Genomic DNA, 16,965 nt, shown 5'->3' with positions numbered 1-16,965 from the left:
CAGTGCAACACAGTCCTTGTGGCGAGGGAGCTTGCTCCCGCTCGGCTGCGCAGCAGTCGTAAAACCAGACGACCAGTTTTTCCTGACATACCAAGTCGAATGGTCTTGGGGGTTGCTGCGCAACCCGGCGGGAGCAAGCTCCCTCGCCACAGGGGGAGTGTATTCGGCCATAAAAAAACGCTGCGGGCTGAAATGGCCGGCAGCGCTTTTTATTCCTGCACTCCGCTTAAACGGTATGCAGATACCAGTTGTACTCAAGGTCGGAGATGGAGTGTTCGAACTCCTCCAGCTCGCTTTCCTTGCAGGCGACGAAGATATCGATGTACTTCGGATCGATGTACTTGGCCATCACCTCGCTGTCGTCCAGCTCGCGCAGGGCATCGCGCAAGTTGTTCGGCAGGCTTTGTTCGTTCTGCTCGTAGCTGTTGCCTTCGACCGGAGCGCCCGGTTCGATCTTGTTCACCAGACCGTGATGCACACCGGCCAGGACCGAAGCCATCAGCAGATACGGGTTGGCGTCGGCGCCGGCCACGCGATGTTCGATACGCACGGCATCGGCAGAACCGGTTGGTACGCGGATCGCCACGGTGCGGTTGTCCAGGCCCCAGCACGGCGAGTTCGGCACATAGAACTGCGCGCCGAAGCGGCGGTACGAGTTGACGTTCGGGCAGAGGAAAGCCATCTGCGCCGGCAGGGTCTCGAGCACACCGCCGATCGCGTGACGCAGCGCGGCGTTCTGCTCGGGATCCTCGCTTGCAAAGATGTTCTTGCCATCTTTGTCGAGCACCGAGATGTGGACATGCAGACCATTACCCGCCTGGCCCGGATACGGCTTGGCCATGAAGGTGGTGTCCATTTCATGGTCGTAGGCGATGTTCTTGATCAGACGCTTGAGCAGGACCGCGTAGTCGCACGCCTTGATCGGGTCGGCGACGTGGTGCAGGTTCACTTCGAACTGCGCCGGGGCACTTTCCTTGACGATGGCGTCGGCCGGGATGCCTTGTTCTTTGGCACCTTCCAGAATGTCCTGGAGACAGTCGACGTATTCGTCGAGGTCGTCGATCAGGTAGACCTGAGTCGAGTGTGGGCGTTTGCCGGAGATCGGCGAGCGTGGCGGCTGAGGGCGGCCGTTCACGTTTTCCTGGTCGATCAGGTAGAACTCCAGCTCGAAGGCTGCGCAGATGGTCAGGCCGAGCTCGTCAAACTTTGCAACAACTTGACGGAGCACTTCGCGCGGATCGGCGAAGAACGGGTCGCCTTCGAGTTCGTGCATGGTCATCAACAGTTGCGCGGTAGGGCGCTTCTGCCATGGCTCGTTGCACAGGGTATCGGGGATTGGATAGCAGATCCGGTCGGCGTCGCCGATGTCCAGACCCAGGCCGGTGCTTTCCACCGTAGAACCATTGATATCCAGAGCAAATAGAGAGGCCGGCAGGTTGATGCCTTTCTCGTAAACCTTGTGGAGGCTGGTGCGTTCGATGCGCTTGCCGCGCACCACACCATTCATATCCGCAATCAGAAGGTCAACGTACAGAACCTCAGGATGTTCCTTAAGGAACGCGTTCGCTTCGTTAAGCTGAACGGCACGCGGGGGTACCGACATGATGCAACACCTTTGTTGTTAAAAATATCAATCATTGATCTTTTCTGGTTTCAGTCAACCCGAACGGCCTGCCGAAGTCAAGCGAGGCCTTTTTTGCCCTAAAAAAGCGCTGCAAGGGCATTTATGGGGCACTTTGGGGCAGTTTTTTGTCCTTGGGACGCTTGGCACCCGCGGGCTTGAGCAGGCCGTGTTGTATTTTTTACGGGGGTGTTGTGTAAAAAAATGAACAAGGCTAAGCTCCGACCAAACCCATAACAGCAATAATACCGGGGTGCTTCATGTCTCGCCTGCCGTTAATCGGCATCACCGACTGCTCGCAACAGTCCGGTCTGCATGCTCATCACATCAGTGGCGACAAATCCGTCCGTAATGCAGCCAGCATGGCTCGTGGCTGGTCGACGAGGTTCTCGTGCGCATCAGGCCAAACGGCAACGTCCGATATTCTGGACGCACGGGACAGCATCCTGTTTATGGCGTCTCCTTCCAATATAGATCCCTTTGAGTCCCAAAGCCTGTGCCGCTCGCAAAGCCGTGCTCATGATTCTGCACGCCTTGAATGTGCACAGGAAATGCAACGCCAGCGTAAAGGGCAGGTAAGCTCCTCTTTCATTGTCTATGCGCGGTGCCAGGCGTAAGCCGGTACTGCGCGCAAGCAAGCCCCCTTTAACGCGACGCCACGGCGTCAAACTTTGCCTGACACGATGTCAGGAGACTCAGCCCAGAGGCATTTATGAGTAACAACCTCGACCAGCTCACCGATTGGTTGAAAGACCACAAGATCACAGAAGTCGAATGCATGATCGGCGACTTGACCGGTATTACCCGGGGCAAGATCTCGCCGACCAACAAGTTCATCGCCGAAAAGGGCATGCGCCTGCCAGAAAGCGTTCTGTTGCAGACCGTGACCGGCGACTACGTCGAAGACGACATCTATTACGAACTGCTCGACCCGGCCGACATCGACATGATCTGCCGCCCCGACCAGAACGCCGTGTACCTGGTGCCATGGGCCATCGAGCCTACCGCCCAGGTGATCCACGACACCTACGACAAGCAAGGCAATCCGATCGAGCTGTCGCCGCGCAACGTCCTCAAGAAAGTCCTCAAGCTCTATTCCGACAAGGGCTGGCAGCCGATCGTGGCGCCGGAGATGGAGTTCTACCTGACCAAGCGCAGTGACGACCCCGACTATCCGTTGCAGCCGCCGATTGGTCGTTCGGGCCGTCCGGAAATCGGGCGTCAGTCGTTCTCCATCGAAGCGGCGAACGAATTCGACCCGCTGTTCGAAGACGTCTATGACTGGTGCGAACTGCAGGAGCTCGACCTCGACACGCTGATCCACGAAGACGGCACGGCGCAGATGGAAATCAACTTCCGTCACGGTGACGCACTGTCGCTGGCCGACCAGATTCTGGTGTTCAAGCGCACCATGCGTGAAGCCGCACTCAAGCACGACGTGGCCGCAACCTTCATGGCCAAGCCGATGACCGGCGAGCCGGGCAGCGCGATGCACCTGCACCAGAGCATCATCGACATCGAGACCGGCAAAAACGTGTTCTCCAATGAAGACGGGACCATGAGCCAGCTGTTCCTGCACCACATCGGTGGCCTGCAGAAACTGATCCCGGAACTGCTCCCGCTGTTCGCCCCCAACGTCAACTCGTTCCGCCGCTTCCTGCCGGACACTTCGGCGCCGGTGAACGTGGAGTGGGGCGAAGAGAACCGCACCGTGGGCCTGCGCGTGCCGGATGCCGGTCCGCAGAACCGCCGCGTGGAAAACCGTCTGCCGGGTGCCGACGCCAACCCGTACCTGGCGATTGCCGCGAGCCTGCTCTGCGGTTACATCGGCATGGTCGAGGGCCTCAATCCGAGCGCGCCAGTGGTGGGTCGTGGCTATGAGCGCCGCAACCTGCGTCTGCCGCTGACCATCGAAGACGCGCTGGAGCGTATGGAAAACAGCGCGACCATCGAGAAATACCTGGGCAAGACCTTCATCACCGGCTACGTCGCGGTCAAGCGGGCCGAGCATGAAAACTTCAAGCGCGTGATCAGTTCCTGGGAGCGTGAGTACCTGCTCTTCGCCGTCTGATACGCCGGGCGCGGCTGGCAACAGCCGCGCCTTCACCGATAACAAGGAGAATTGGCATGACCAGCAACAACCCGCAAACCCGTGCGTGGCAAGCCCTGAGCAGCGATCACCACCTGGCCCCGTTCAGCGACTTCAAGCAGTTGAAGGAGAAGGGTCCACGGATCATCACCAACGCCAAGGGCGTTTACCTGTGGGACAGCGAGGGCAACAAGATCCTCGATGGCATGGCGGGTCTGTGGTGCGTGGCGATCGGTTATGGCCGCGATGAGCTGGCTGACGCGGCCGCTAAACAAATGCGCGAACTGCCTTACTACAACCTGTTCTTTCAGACCGCGCACCCGCCGGCACTGGAACTGGCCAAGGCCATCGCCGACGTGGCGCCTGAAGGCATGAACCACGTGTTCTTCACCGGCTCCGGCTCCGAAGGCAACGACACCATGCTGCGCATGGTTCGCCACTACTGGGCGATCAAGGGCCAGCCGAACAAGAAAGTCATCATCAGCCGCAAGAACGGTTATCACGGTTCCACCGTGGCCGGTGCGAGCCTGGGCGGCATGACTTACATGCACGAGCAAGGCGACTTGCCGATTCCGGGCATCGTCCACATCGCGCAGCCGTACTGGTTCGCCGAGGGCGGCGACATGTCGCCGGAAGAGTTCGGCATCTGGGCGGCCAATCAGCTGGAAGAGAAGATTCTCGAAGTCGGCGTGGACAACGTCGGCGCCTTTATTGCCGAGCCGATTCAGGGCGCCGGCGGCGTGATCATTCCGCCGGACACCTACTGGCCGCGCATCAAGGAAATTCTCGCCAGGTACGACATCCTGTTCGTCGCTGACGAGGTGATCTGCGGTTTCGGCCGTACCGGCGAGTGGTTCGGTTCGGATTTCTACGACCTGAAGCCGGACATGATGACCATCGCCAAAGGCCTGACCTCAGGCTACATCCCGATGGGTGGCCTGATCGTCCGTGACGAAGTGGTGAAGGTGCTCAACGAGGGCGGCGATTTCAACCACGGCTTTACCTACTCCGGGCACCCGGTGGCGGCGGCGGTGGGTCTGGAAAACATCCGCATCCTGCGCGACGAGAAAATTATCGAGAACGCGCATAACGAAACGGCACCGTATTTGCAGAAACGTCTGCGCGAACTCAACGATCACCCGTTGGTGGGTGAAGTGCGCGGGGTCGGTTTGCTGGGGGCGATCGAACTGGTGCAGGACAAGGCCACTCGCAAGCGTTACGAAGGGCGGGGCGTGGGCATGATTTGCCGGCAGTTCTGCTTCGATAACGGCCTGATCATGCGCGCCGTGGGCGACACCATGATCATTGCGCCGCCGCTGGTGATCAGCAAGGCAGAGATCGATGAGCTGGTGACCAAGGCACGTAAATGCCTGGACCTGACCCTCAGTGCGTTGCAGGCCTAAGTGCTAGGCTTCGAGCGGGGGAGCTGCGGCGCTCTCGCTCGAAGGTGTCAGAAAGGTTGGCCTTTTCTTGAAAGACCGCCTCCGATCTTGCCAGACTAGCCGCGGTTCCAGTTGTCCGGGTTCGGCCGCTGAACAAAGTGGTTCAAAAAAGAAAAATTTGGAGCATGACGCATGAAGGCATTAGGTAAAAAGCTTGCTGGCAAGACTCTTCTCGCGCTGTCCGTCGCGGGCATGATGGCGGGCGCGGTGCACGCGGACGACAAGGTACTGCACGTCTACAACTGGTCTGACTACATCGCTCCGGACACCATCGCCAACTTCGAAAAAGAGTCGGGGATCAAGGTCGTCTACGACGTGTTCGACAGCAACGAAACCCTGGAAGCCAAGCTGCTGGCGGGCAAGTCCGGTTACGACGTGGTCGTGCCGTCGAACAACTTCCTGGCCAAGCAGATCAAGGCTGGCGTTTATCAGGAGCTGGACAAGTCCAAGCTGTCCAATTACGGCAACCTGAACAAATCGCTGCTCAAGGCGGTTTCGGTCAGTGACCCGGACAACAAGCACGCATTCCCGTACATGTGGGGCTCGATCGGCATCGGCTACAACCCGGAGAAGGTCAAGGCTGCACTGGGCGTCGACACCATCGATTCCTGGGACACTCTGCTCAAGCCGGAGAACATCGCCAAGCTCAAGAGCTGCGGTGTGAGCTTCCTCGACTCGCCGACCGAAATGCTCCCGGTCGCGCTGCACTACCTGGGCCTGCCAACCGACAGCCAGAAGAAAGAAGACATCAAGAAAGCCGAGGAACTGTTCCTCAAGATTCGTCCTTCGATCACCTACTTCCACTCCTCCAAGTACATCTCGGACCTGGCCAACGGCAACATCTGCGTAGCGGTCGGCTACTCGGGTGACGTGCAGCAGGCCAAGTCCCGTGCCGCCGAGGCCGGTGACAAGGTCAAAGTCAGCTACGCCATTCCGAAGGAAGGTGCCGGCAGCTTCTATGACATGGTCGCGATTCCGAAAGATGCGGAAAACATCGACGGCGCCTACAAGTTCATGAACTACCTGCTGCAACCGAAAGTGATGGCCGAGATCACCAACGCTGTGCGCTTCCCTAACGGTAACGCCGAAGCGACCCAGTACGTGAACAAGGACATCACCGCCGATCCAGGCATCTACCCGCCAGCCGACGTGCAGGCCAAGCTGTATGCGATCGCCGATTTGCCGGCTGCTACCCAGCGTGAACTGACCCGCAGCTGGACCAAGATCAAATCCGGTAAATAAGCCGGTTTGAAGCAGCAACCGCTGGCCGTCGGCGCCGCGACGGCGGCCAGCGGATCAATTAAATGACAGGAAGTTTTGCAGGAACGGTTTTTCGAGGGTAAGTTGCGCGCCGGTTTGGTTGCCGGGCAGCCATGGCTGTCATGTAACGCGGGGCAACTTGGGCCCAACTAATTTAGAGGACCTCCACTTGCCTATTTTTTCTTCTTTGCGCAAAGCCCTGCTGGCCACTGCCGGCCTGACGATCGCTGTCGGAGCCCAGGCCGCCGGTACGGTGCATATTTATAACTGGTCGGATTACATCGGCGAGACCACCCTGGCCGACTTCCAGAAAGAAACCGGAATCAAACCGGTGTACGACGTGTTCGATTCCAACGAGACCCTGGAAGGCAAGCTGCTGGCCGGCCGTACCGGTTACGACGTGGTCGTGCCGTCGAACCACTTCCTCGGCAAGCAGATCAAGGCTGGCGCGTTCCAGAAGCTCGACAGGTCGCAGCTGCCGAACTATGCGAATCTCGATCCGGTGCTGCTCAAGCGCCTGGAGCAGAACGACCCGGGCAACCAGTACGCCGTGCCGTACCTGTGGGGCACCAACGGCATCGGCTACAACGTCGAGAAAGTCAAAGCGGTGCTCGGCATCGACAAGATCGACTCCTGGAGCGTGCTGTTCGAGCCGGAGAACATCAAGAAGCTGCACAGCTGTGGTGTAGCGTTCCTCGACTCGGCCGATGAAATGATGCCGACCGTGCTCAACTACATGGGCCTGAACGCCAACAGCACCAATCCGAAGGACTACGCCAAGGCCACCGACAAACTGCTGGCCGTGCGTCCCTACGTGACCTACTTCCACTCGTCGAAATACATCGGTGATCTGGCCAACGGCGACATCTGCGTGGCCATCGGTTTCTCCGGCGATATCTTCCAGGCCAAACACCGTGCCGAAGAAGCCAAGAAGGGCGTGAACATCGCCTACTCGATCCCGAAAGAGGGCGGCGCGCTGTGGTTCGATATGCTGGCGATTCCAAAGGATTCGTCCAACGTCAAAGAGGCCCACGCCTTCATCAACTATTTGCTGAAACCTGAGGTGATCGCCCAGGTCAGTGATTACGTCGGTTACGCCAACCCCAACCCGGGGTCGGACAAGCTGATGGAACAGTCCATCCGCACCGATGAAGCGGTTTATCCACCGCAAGCAGTCCTCGACAAGACCTACGTGTCGGTCGAGTTGCCACCCAATATTCAGCGTTTGATGACCCGTAGCTGGACCAAGGTCAAGTCGGGCAAGTAAGGCACAAACTATCCTGGGTTCGTCCGCATGGGGCGAACTGCACTGTTTTTTTCTGGGAGTTTCGTAAATGGCAGTTGCCTCCGGCGCCTATAAGAAAGCCCTCGAGGGCGACCAGACACCTAAGCAGGTGTTGGTCAAAATCGACCGGGTCACGAAGAAGTTCGACGAGACGATTGCCGTGGACGATGTGTCCCTGGAAATCAAGAAGGGCGAGATCTTCGCCCTGCTCGGCGGCTCGGGATCGGGCAAATCCACGCTGCTGCGGATGCTGGCAGGGTTCGAACGGCCCACGGAGGGGCGCATTTTCCTCGACGGCGTCGACATCACCGACATGCCGCCGTACGAGCGACCGATCAACATGATGTTCCAGTCGTACGCCTTGTTTCCGCACATGACCGTGGCGCAGAACATCGCCTTCGGCCTCAAGCAGGACAAGATCCCCAACGCCGAGATCGACGCGCGCGTGGCCGAGATGCTCAAGCTGGTGCAGATGAGCCAGTACGCCAAGCGCAAGCCGCATCAACTATCCGGCGGTCAACGGCAGCGTGTGGCACTGGCGCGCTCGCTGGCCAAGCGGCCGAAGCTGCTGCTGCTCGACGAGCCGATGGGCGCACTGGACAAGAAACTGCGTTCGCAGATGCAGCTGGAGCTGGTGGAGATCATCGAGCGCGTGGGTGTGACCTGCGTGATGGTGACCCACGACCAGGAAGAGGCCATGACCATGGCCGAGCGCATCGCGATCATGCACTTGGGCTGGATCGCCCAGATCGGCAGCCCGATCGACATCTACGAAACCCCGACCAGCCGTCTGGTCTGCGAATTCATCGGCAACGTGAACATCTTCGAAGGCGAAGTGATCGACGACGCCGAAGGCCACGCGACCATCACCTGCAAGGACCTCGACCGGCAGATCTACGTCGGCCACGGCATCAGCACCTCGGTGCAGGACAAATCCGTGACCTACGCGATTCGTCCGGAGAAGCTGCTGGTCACCGCCGAGATGCCGACCTGTGAATACAACTGGTCGAGCGGCAAGGTGCATGACATCGCCTACCTCGGCGGGCACTCGGTGTTCTACGTCGAATTGCCGAGCGGCAAGCTGGTGCAGTCGTTCGTTGCCAACGCCGAACGTCGCGGCCAGCGTCCGACCTGGGGCGATCAGGTTTACGTGTGGTGGGAAGACGACAGCGGCGTGGTACTTCGCTCATGAACATGCGCAAGTTCAAACGACGGCTCAACCGAATAATTCCCAATGGCCGGCAACTGGTCATCGGGGTTCCGTTCATCTGGCTGTTCCTGTTCTTCATGCTGCCGTTCTTCATCGTCCTGAAGATCAGCTTCGCTGAAGCCGATGTGGCCATCCCGCCGTACACCGAGATCTACACCTTCGCCGAACAGAAGCTGCAACTGCTGCTGAACCTCGGTAACTACGCGATGCTGGGCGACGACGAGCTGTACATCGCTGCTTACCTGGGCTCGCTGAAGATGGCGTTCTTCAGCACGCTGCTGTGCCTGCTGATCGGTTACCCGATGGCCTACGCCATCGCCAGTGCGCGCAAAGAACTGCAGACAGTGCTGGTGCTGCTGATCATGATGCCGACCTGGACTGCGATCCTGATCCGCGTCTATGCGTGGATGGGCATCCTCAGCAACAACGGCCTGCTCAACGGTTTCCTGATGAGCATGGGCTTTATCGACGAGCCGCTGCAGATCCTCAACACCAACCTCGCGGTTTACATCGGCGTGGTTTATTCGTACCTGCCGTTCATGATCCTGCCGCTGTACGCCAACCTGGTGAAGCACGATCAGAGCCTGCTGGAAGCCGCTTCCGACCTCGGTTCGAGCACCTTCAACAGCTTCTGGAAAATCACCATTCCACTGTCCAAGAATGGGATCATCGCCGGCTGCATGCTGGTATTCATCCCGGTGGTCGGCGAGTTCGTGATCCCGGAACTGCTTGGCGGCCCGGAAACGCTGATGATCGGTAAAGTGCTCTGGCAAGAGTTCTTCAACAACCGTGACTGGCCGGTGGCGTCCGCCCTGGCGGTGGTGATGCTGGCGATCCTGATTGTGCCGATCATCCTGTTCAACCGCAGTCAGGCCAAGGAAATGGAGGGCAAAGAATGAAACGCATCCGTTTCTCAAGCCTGATGCTGGTACTGGGTCTGTTGTTCATCTACCTGCCGATGCTGATCCTGGTGATCTACTCGTTCAACGCCTCGAAACTGGTGACGGTGTGGGGCGGCTGGTCGATGAAGTGGTACGTCGGCCTGCTCGACAACACCCAACTGATGGGCTCGGTGGTGCGCTCGCTGGAAATCGCCTGCTATACCGCCGTTGCGGCGGTGGCGCTGGGTACGCTGGCCGCCTTCGTGCTGACCCGCATCACCCACTTCAAGGGCCGCACGCTGTTCGGTGGCCTGGTCACCGCGCCGTTGGTGATGCCGGAAGTGATCACCGGTCTGTCGCTGTTGCTGCTGTTCGTGGCCATGGCGCAGATGATCGGCTGGCCGCAGGAACGCGGCATCGTCACCATCTGGATCGCCCACACCACGTTCTGTGCGGCGTATGTGGCGGTGGTGGTGTCGGCGCGTCTGCGTGAGCTGGACCTGTCGATCGAAGAGGCGGCGATGGACCTCGGTGCACGGCCGTGGAAGGTGTTCTTCCTGATCACCATCCCGATGATCGCGCCGTCGCTGGCAGCGGGCGGCATGATGTCGTTCGCTCTGTCGCTGGACGATCTGGTACTGGCGAGCTTCGTTTCCGGCCCGGGTTCGACCACGCTGCCGATGGAAGTGTTTTCCGCGGTGCGTCTGGGCGTGAAGCCTGAGATCAACGCCGTGGCCAGCCTGATTCTGCTGGCGGTGTCGATCGTGACGTTCATGGTGTGGTTCTTCAGCCGCCGCGCCGAAGAAGCGCGCAAGAAAGCCATCCAGCAAGCCATCGAAGAAGGCGCCGCCGATTCGTGGAAGCAACCGGACGTGCGCCGCGCGCCTGCACCGGAAGCGGCCTGAGCGCGATATCGGGTTGCCTCCTTACCGGGGGCAGCCCACTTCCTGTGTGGGAGCGAGCCTGCTCGCGAAAGCGGTGCGTCATTCAACATCAATGTTGATTGATACGCCCCCTTCGCGAGCAGGCTCGCTCCCACAGTTGGTTTCAGGAAGTCCAAGGAGATTGGCGGATGACCTCGACGAAGTTCATCGGCTTGAACCCCGGCTCCTGATCCACCAGCACATCGGTCTTCACGTTGCCGAACGTGGTCTGCGGACGATGGCGCAAGCCGTCGGCAAACGCACAGATGATGCACTCCTTGAAACCTTCCCCGCGTGGATGCGCATGCACCACCGCCTCGCGCTGGGTGCTGCTGAACGCCGCGTAATCCATGCCCAGTACGTCCATCTCGACCCCGGCGGTGACCAGCGCCACGGTCGGTCGCAAATGCTTCGGCACGCCCGGCGTGGTGTGCAGGGCAATCGACAGCCAGACTTGCTCGATGTCGTCATCGCTCAGCCCGTACGGTTTGAGAAACGCCGCTGCCGCATTGGCGCCATCCACTTCGAAACGCTCGTCGTCACTGCGATAACCTTTGACCAGACCGAGGTCGTGGAACATCGCGCCGACGTACAGCAGCTCCGGGTTGTAGGCCAGTTGCTGGCGCTCACCGCTCAACGCACCGAACAGAAACACCCGACGCGAGTGGTGATAGAGCAAGTCGGATTCGATGTCGCGAATGTACTCGGTGGTGGCCCGGGCGAGGGCGCTGTCGGGGATCTTGATGCCGGCAATGGTCGTGCTCATGAAGGTATCCTCATCGAAAACGCCGTCGTGGCGCTGATGGACAAAGTCTGTTCCCCGAGGCACTAAACGGACAATCAACGCATGGCTGCGATCCTTGCCAATCAACCTGCAAATCGTGCCAAGCTAAAAAGATCGCAGCCTTCGGCAGCTCCTACAGTTGTCCACATTCCTTTGTAGGAGCTGCCGCAGGCTGCGATCTTTTGCTCTTGAAAGGGAATCCACAGTCATGAACAAAACCATCGCCATCGTGGTATTTCCCGGCGTGCAGGCGCTGGATGTCAGCGGGCCGATGGATGTGTTCGCCGAGGCCAATCGTTTTTTGCCGCCTGATGATCACTATCAACTGGAGGTGATCGGCCTCGAACGCGGGTCGATGGCTTGTTCCAATGGCCTGAACCTCAGCGCCCATCGACATTTCAGCGAAGCACTCGATGCCTGGGACCTGTTGCTGGTGGCCGGCGGCCCGCAGTTACCGTTCATGGATTTCGGCAAGCCTTTCGACACCTGGCTGCGTGAAGCCTGCGCCCGTGCGCGGCGCTTTGGTTCGATCTGCAACGGCGCGTTCATGCTGGCGCGGGCGGGGTTGCTCGAAGGGCGCACCGTGACCACCCACTGGAACGATGCCGAAGCCTTGGCCCAGTTGTGTCCATCGACTCAAGTCGAGGCCGACCGCCTGTATGTCGAGGACGGTGCGCTCTACACTTCGGCCGGGGTCACCGCCGGGATTGATCTGTCGTTGTACCTGTTGGCCCGCGATCACGGCGCCGAGGTGGCGCTGAGTGTGGCCAAGCGGCTGGTGGTGTTCACCCAGCGCTCGGGCGGGCAGTCGCAGTTCAGTCCGTTCCTCACGCCGCATGCGGAGCCGACGTCGGCGGTGGAGATGGTGCAGTTGTATGTGTTGGCCAATCTCACCGGGGATTTGACTATTGCCGATCTGGCGAGTGCGGCGAACATGAGTGCGCGCAACTTCTCGCGGGTGTTCGCCCGCGAGGCCCGGGTCACCCCGGCGGAGTTCGTCGAAAGTGCGCGGGTGGATGCGGCGCGGGTGCTGCTGGAAAGCACCACGGCGCCGCTGAAGACTGTGGCGTATCAGTGCGGGTTTCGCGATGCGCAGCACATGCGCAGTGTGTTCAATCGCCGGTTGGGGGTGACGCCGCAGCAGTTCCGGCTGAATTTTGCTGTGCTGCTCTGAGTTCCAGTGTTGTTCTTGAGGGCCCCTTCGCGAGCAGGCTCGCTCCCACAGGGGAATGCTTTTCAAATGTGGGAGCGAGCCTGCTCGCGAAGGGGCCGGTGCTGTCAGCACAAGACTACTGCGCAGCCCGCGCCGGCAACAGCTTCAACGTGCTGCGCGTATTGGCCGTCACCTCTTCCTCGCTGAAGTGCGCCTGCACGTACATCCCCTCGACGTACTCTTCGGCCTGATCGTCATAGTGGCTGTCGAACGGCACGCCACTCTGGCCGACCGGGTTGATGGTCAGGCTGTGCGCCGGGTCGGCGAAGTCCATCAGCCGCCGCGTCGAAGGCCCGTAAGTCACCGGCCACGGCGCCGGGCCGAGCTTGGCTGAGAGGTTGTTCGGCACTTCATGACTGCCCGGCGCGGCGAACGGCCCGACGTTGACGATGCGGTCCAGTGGCTTCTGTTGTCCCAGTGGATGGCCATGGGTCAGGGTGTGCGCCGTACCCCATTGCCAGTCGGACGGATTGTCGCCGAGGGTCTGTTTCAGGTGCGTCATGCTCGCCTGCCACGCCGCTTTGACGATGTCGGCACGAGTTTCCTTGTTCGGCGTGTTGCGGTTGTCCCACCAGGGCGAATCCGCGTTCGCCGCCAGGCGCGGCAGGGCTGCATCGATCACCCGGGTCGACAGCAAAGTCTCGAAGAAATCGTTGCCCAGCTCATCACGCATCGCCGCATCGGCGAGGTCGTAGAGGAACTGGTTGAACACTGTGGCGCTGACCGAATCCAGCGGATAGTCGCCTTGCCACTGCGCCAGTTGCTCGACCAGTTTCAGCTGCGCCGGATCGCTCACCACCTCACGCAGCACCGGCAGCAGCGGCGCCAGGGTGCGCGGGCCGTAGGCGGTGGTGGTGCCCAGTTGCAGCTTCTGGTTGGTCTCGTTGCTCCATTTCACGCTCTTGTCGCTGAGCTGACGGTCGAGCTGCTGGCCGCGATCGGCGAGGTTGTAGTAACCGGGAATCTCCATCCCGGTCGGCGACAGCGGCTGAAAGTTGGCCGAGACGATGTAGCCGCGCGCCGGGTTTTCTTCCTGCGGGTTGGCGCTGAACGGGTAGTAACCGTCCTTGTCCGCCTGATTGCCGCTGCCGTCGAGGATGAACTCGGGCTTCACCCCAGCCGGGCGTTTCGGCAACAGCGCCGAGGCCCACCAGGCGATGTCGCCCTTGGCATTGGCGTAGACGATGTTCAGCCCCGGCGCCTGGACTTTGGCCGCCGCCGCACGGGCCTTGGCCAGGGTGTCGGCGCGGTTGAGCTGATAGAAGCCTTCGAGAATCGGGTTCGGTGTTTCGAGGAACGCCCACCACATGGCGATCGGTGTTTTACCGGCAGCAGTGCCGAGGGCGTCGTTGACGATCGGGCCGTGGGGCGACTGACGCAAGGTCAGCTTCACCGGCGCCTGGCCCTTCACCGCGATCTGCTGCTCGGTGCTGACCAGATCGGTCCACTGGCCGTGGTACCAGACCTGATTCGGATTGTCCGGGTTGACCTTCTCGGCGATCAGATCCAGATCGTCGTTCTGGAACATGGTCAGGCTCCAGCCGAAATCCAGGTTGTGCCCCAGGAACGCGAACGGCACCAGCGCCTGATGATGGCCGTACAACTCAAACCCCGGCGCCGACAGTTGCGCCTCGTACCACACCGACGGCACCGAGAAACGAATGTGCGGATCACCGGCCAGCAGCGGTTTGCCGCTCTGGCTGCGGCTGCCGGCGATCACCCAGGCGTTGCTGCCTTCGAATTGCGGCAGGCCGTTTTCAATCAGCGCCTGCTCGCTGAGGCGGGCGAGGGCGTTGAGGTCTTTCCAGTCGCTGGCGGCGAGGGCCGGCGTCTTTTTGGCGTGACCTTTGGCAAGCACGCCCTTGGGCTGCCAGTCGAGGTCGAAGACGTTGAGGTAATCGGCGCCGAGTTGATCGCGCACGTAGGTCAGCAACGGCTCGGTGCGAAACGCGGCGGCAAAGCTGTAGGCCATGTAACCGGCGACGCTGATGCTGTCTTCGGCGGTGAACGGCCGCTTGGGGATGCCCAGCACGTCGAACTCCACCGGCGCGGCGTGGCTGTCCTGATACTGATTGATGCCGTCCAGATAGGCTTGCAGGGCCTTCCACGCCGGTGACTGCTTATCGAGGCTGGCGACATAACTGGCAGCGCGTTCGCGGATGCGCAGGCTGCGGAACAGTTTGTCGGTGTCGAGCAGCTTCGGCCCGAGCACTTCGGCCAACTCGCCACGGGCGAGGCGGCGCATGGCTTCCATCTGGAACAGTCGGTCCTGGGCATGCACGTAGCCAAGGGCGCGATACAGATCGGTTTCGTTCTCGGCACGAATATGCGGCACCCCGCGTTCGTCGTAACGCACGGTCACCGAACCCTGCAGATTGCGCAGCTCCACCTGGCCCTGACGCGTTGGTTGCTTGCTGTAGATGTACCCGCCGACGCCGGCGAGCAGGACAACGATGAGCAAGGCAAGAACGGTGAACACGCGTTTCATGGTGACTCCTTGTGCATGCGGGATTGCCGCCCGTCGGGCTGCAAACAATTAGCACAGACCTTCCGTGCCGTGCATCGCTGTCCTCGAAAAGTCCGGAATGCCTTACTGCGCCAGCACCGGCCACGGGCAATAACACCCCACCGCCAGGGTGTGCGTGGCGTTGACCGGGCGATCTTCGGTCAGGGCATTGAGGATCGGTTCGATAAAACTGTTGCTGGAGTTGCAGGTCAGCCCTTCGCTGTACGGCCCGAAGTACGCCAGTTTGCCGCTGCGGTCCCAGATCGCCACGGCGGGGCTGGCCGGTACCTGCTCGGAACCGGGCAATACCGCAATGGTTTTCAGATTGCTCAGGGTGGCGGGCAACTGGCCGTGGGAGCCGGCGCGCTGCACGGCGAAGAATTCCACACCGCGCGCGCCGAACTGCTCGACCATTTCCGTCAGGTGCTGTTGATTGCCGACGTTGCATGGGCAGGCCGGGTCCCAGAAATGCACGAGACGGATTTTGCCGGGGCCGGCCAGTTCATCCGGCAGGCGCAACGGATCACCGGAAAACACCGCGGTGTGCTGACTGAACGCGCGCAGATAGCGCCCCTGAAACCAGTCGTACGCCGCCCACAGCACCCCGGCACACACAAGCGCGAGCAGGCTGGCAAACAGTGCGGTGCGGTAGGGCGAGCGCATGGTTTTTCGATCCTCGAAGGGGGGCTAGCTTGCCATGCTTGCCGCAACAGATGAATATCGCAGGCCGATAAAGTCTGTTTACCGCTTTGGAATACCCGCATGCCTGACACTTTCGATGCCGATCATTTACGCGCCAGCCTCAAGCCTTTGGCCCAATGGCAGCCGTTGTCGGACGAGGCGAAGGCGTATCAGCGGTTCTATCAGACCGACTTCCCCGAGCGCGATGTCTGGCGCGGCATGGGCCGGTTCGAAGTCGATGGTTATGAACTGGTCAGCCATTGCTGGTGGCCGGAAAAGGTCAAGGGCACGCTGTTTCTGCTGCACGGTTTTTACGATCACACCGGGCTGTATCGGCATGTGATCGAGTGGGCGCTGGATCAGGATTTTGCCGTCATCGCCTGCGACTTGCCGGGCCATGGCCTGTCGAGCGGAGCGCGGGCGAGCATTCGCGACTTCTCCGAATATCAGGACACCTTGCAGGCGTTGTTCGCTGAAGCCAGTTCGATCGCCCTGCCGCAGCCCTGGCACCTGTGCGGACAAAGCACCGGCGGCGCGATTGTCGTCGATCATGTGCTTAATCATGGCGAGAACAGTCCGGCGCAGGGCCAGCTGATTCTGCTGGCGCCGCTGGTGCGTCCGCGTGCCTGGGGTTGGTCGCAGCTCAGTTATTATTTGCTGAGGCCTTTCGTGCGGGGCGTCACCCGGCGCTTCAGCGAGAACTCCAACGACCCGGATTTCCTGCCGTTCCTGCAGACCGATCCGTTACAGCCCAAACGCTTGCCGACCGCGTGGGTCGGTGCGCTGTCGCGCTGGATCATCCGCGTCGAACACGCGAAAAAAAGTCCGCGACGGCCGCTGATCATTCAGGGGCAGGCAGACATGACCGTGGACTGGCAGCACAACTTGCAGGTGCTGAAGTGGAAGTTCGACCGGCCGCAGATTCTGCTGCTGCCGGAGGCGCGGCATCATCTGGCGAACGAGACCCTGGAGATGCGCGAGGAGTATTTCGAGTTTCTGAACAAGCGGATCAGAGGGCGCAATCTTTAGGGGATTTGCTGGCCTCATCGCTGGCAAGCCAGCTCCCACAG

Annotated in this window: 14 protein-coding genes; 10 read left to right on the top strand and 4 right to left on the bottom strand. The window is 60.5% G+C overall.

Annotation, left to right across the window (positions count from 1 at the left end; genetic code table 11):
- Window positions 1-226: 226 nt before the first annotated feature.
- Window positions 227-1,603 carry a glutamine synthetase family protein gene (locus tag LOY52_RS25740; protein ID WP_003229254.1) on the bottom strand — a complete coding sequence of 459 codons (1,377 nt, stop codon included), beginning with the start codon at window positions 1,601-1,603 and terminating at the stop codon, window positions 227-229.
- Window positions 1,604-1,881: 278 nt separating this feature from the next.
- Here LOY52_RS25740 and LOY52_RS27570 point away from each other — a divergent pair, with 278 nt between their 5' ends.
- The 8 genes from LOY52_RS27570 (at window position 1,882) to LOY52_RS25705 (ending at window position 10,693) form a co-directional block, all read left to right on the top strand.
- Window positions 1,882-2,238 carry a gamma-glutamyl-gamma-aminobutyrate hydrolase family protein gene (locus tag LOY52_RS27570; protein ID WP_337248649.1) on the top strand — a complete coding sequence of 119 codons (357 nt, stop codon included), beginning with the start codon at window positions 1,882-1,884 and terminating at the stop codon, window positions 2,236-2,238.
- Between the two features lie 95 nt (window positions 2,239-2,333).
- On the top strand, window positions 2,334-3,692 hold the full coding sequence (locus LOY52_RS25735) for a glutamine synthetase family protein (RefSeq protein WP_003229252.1): 1,359 nt from the start codon (window positions 2,334-2,336) through the stop codon (window positions 3,690-3,692).
- A 56-nt stretch (window positions 3,693-3,748) separates the two neighbouring features.
- Window positions 3,749-5,113 (top strand): aspartate aminotransferase family protein, encoded by a 1,365-nt coding sequence (locus LOY52_RS25730; RefSeq protein WP_258677066.1) that lies wholly within the window; start codon window positions 3,749-3,751, stop codon window positions 5,111-5,113.
- A 171-nt stretch (window positions 5,114-5,284) separates the two neighbouring features.
- Window positions 5,285-6,394 (top strand): polyamine ABC transporter substrate-binding protein, encoded by a 1,110-nt coding sequence (locus tag LOY52_RS25725; RefSeq protein ID WP_027610515.1) that lies wholly within the window; start codon window positions 5,285-5,287, stop codon window positions 6,392-6,394.
- A gap of 187 nt (window positions 6,395-6,581) precedes the next feature.
- A complete protein-coding gene (locus LOY52_RS25720; RefSeq protein ID WP_309474935.1) occupies window positions 6,582-7,679 on the top strand; it encodes a polyamine ABC transporter substrate-binding protein in 1,098 nt (365 codons plus the stop codon).
- A 67-nt stretch (window positions 7,680-7,746) separates the two neighbouring features.
- Complete coding sequence (locus LOY52_RS25715) at window positions 7,747-8,889, top strand: ABC transporter ATP-binding protein (RefSeq protein ID WP_003229245.1); 1,143 nt, start codon at window positions 7,747-7,749, stop codon at window positions 8,887-8,889.
- Window positions 8,890-8,924: 35 nt separating this feature from the next.
- A complete protein-coding gene (locus LOY52_RS25710) occupies window positions 8,925-9,806 on the top strand; it encodes an ABC transporter permease subunit (protein WP_171061891.1) in 882 nt (293 codons plus the stop codon).
- Window positions 9,803-10,693, top strand: a complete 891-nt coding sequence (locus LOY52_RS25705) for an ABC transporter permease subunit (protein ID WP_258677061.1) — start codon at window positions 9,803-9,805, stop codon at window positions 10,691-10,693. The genes LOY52_RS25710 and LOY52_RS25705 overlap by 4 nt, the downstream gene beginning before the upstream one ends.
- A gap of 142 nt (window positions 10,694-10,835) precedes the next feature.
- Here the strand turns inward: LOY52_RS25705 and LOY52_RS25700 are convergent, their stop codons facing one another.
- The gene (locus tag LOY52_RS25700) at window positions 10,836-11,477 is read right to left on the bottom strand and encodes an HD domain-containing protein (RefSeq protein WP_258677059.1); all 642 of its coding nucleotides are present in this window, start codon (window positions 11,475-11,477) and stop codon (window positions 10,836-10,838) included.
- 226 nt (window positions 11,478-11,703) lie between these two features.
- Between LOY52_RS25700 and LOY52_RS25695 the strand changes: the two genes are divergently transcribed.
- Window positions 11,704-12,669, top strand: a complete 966-nt coding sequence (locus LOY52_RS25695; RefSeq protein WP_258677057.1) for a GlxA family transcriptional regulator — start codon at window positions 11,704-11,706, stop codon at window positions 12,667-12,669.
- A 115-nt stretch (window positions 12,670-12,784) separates the two neighbouring features.
- On the opposite strand, the gene LOY52_RS25690 is transcribed toward LOY52_RS25695, so the two are convergent.
- Window positions 12,785-15,196: a penicillin acylase family protein gene (locus LOY52_RS25690; RefSeq protein ID WP_258677054.1), complete on the bottom strand. Its 2,412-nt coding sequence runs from the start codon at window positions 15,194-15,196 to the stop codon at window positions 12,785-12,787.
- 102 nt (window positions 15,197-15,298) lie between these two features.
- Window positions 15,299-15,877, bottom strand: coding sequence for a DUF6436 domain-containing protein (locus tag LOY52_RS25685; RefSeq protein WP_258677052.1), 579 nt, complete (start codon window positions 15,875-15,877; stop codon window positions 15,299-15,301).
- A 99-nt stretch (window positions 15,878-15,976) separates the two neighbouring features.
- Here LOY52_RS25685 and LOY52_RS25680 point away from each other — a divergent pair, with 99 nt between their 5' ends.
- Window positions 15,977-16,924, top strand: coding sequence for an alpha/beta hydrolase (locus LOY52_RS25680; RefSeq protein WP_258677050.1), 948 nt, complete (start codon window positions 15,977-15,979; stop codon window positions 16,922-16,924).
- Window positions 16,925-16,965 lie beyond the last annotated feature (41 nt).

Origin of the sequence: Pseudomonas sp. B21-051 (assembly GCF_024748795.1) — a bacterium.
GTDB classification, from domain to species: Bacteria; Pseudomonadota; Gammaproteobacteria; order Pseudomonadales; family Pseudomonadaceae; genus Aquipseudomonas; species Aquipseudomonas putida_A.
The sequence above is the reverse complement of the archived record's forward strand: the minus strand, read 5'-3'. Positions and strand labels throughout refer to the sequence as shown.

What these genes read in the sequence shown, in the direction of transcription:
- LOY52_RS25740 (WP_003229254.1), bottom strand. Translation starts at nt 1,603, where the DNA reads ATGTCGGTACCCCCGCGTGCCGTTCAGCTTAACGAAGCGAACGCGTTC.
- LOY52_RS27570 (WP_337248649.1), top strand. Translation starts at nt 1,882, where the DNA reads ATGTCTCGCCTGCCGTTAATCGGCATCACCGACTGCTCGCAACAGTCC.
- LOY52_RS25735 (WP_003229252.1), top strand. Translation starts at nt 2,334, where the DNA reads ATGAGTAACAACCTCGACCAGCTCACCGATTGGTTGAAAGACCACAAG.
- LOY52_RS25730 (WP_258677066.1), top strand. Translation starts at nt 3,749, where the DNA reads ATGACCAGCAACAACCCGCAAACCCGTGCGTGGCAAGCCCTGAGCAGC.
- LOY52_RS25725 (WP_027610515.1), top strand. Translation starts at nt 5,285, where the DNA reads ATGAAGGCATTAGGTAAAAAGCTTGCTGGCAAGACTCTTCTCGCGCTG.
- LOY52_RS25715 (WP_003229245.1), top strand. Translation starts at nt 7,747, where the DNA reads ATGGCAGTTGCCTCCGGCGCCTATAAGAAAGCCCTCGAGGGCGACCAG.
- LOY52_RS25705 (WP_258677061.1), top strand. Translation starts at nt 9,803, where the DNA reads ATGAAACGCATCCGTTTCTCAAGCCTGATGCTGGTACTGGGTCTGTTG.
- LOY52_RS25700 (WP_258677059.1), bottom strand. Translation starts at nt 11,477, where the DNA reads ATGAGCACGACCATTGCCGGCATCAAGATCCCCGACAGCGCCCTCGCC.
- LOY52_RS25695 (WP_258677057.1), top strand. Translation starts at nt 11,704, where the DNA reads ATGAACAAAACCATCGCCATCGTGGTATTTCCCGGCGTGCAGGCGCTG.
- LOY52_RS25690 (WP_258677054.1), bottom strand. Translation starts at nt 15,196, where the DNA reads ATGAAACGCGTGTTCACCGTTCTTGCCTTGCTCATCGTTGTCCTGCTC.
- LOY52_RS25685 (WP_258677052.1), bottom strand. Translation starts at nt 15,877, where the DNA reads ATGCGCTCGCCCTACCGCACCGCACTGTTTGCCAGCCTGCTCGCGCTT.
- LOY52_RS25680 (WP_258677050.1), top strand. Translation starts at nt 15,977, where the DNA reads ATGCCTGACACTTTCGATGCCGATCATTTACGCGCCAGCCTCAAGCCT.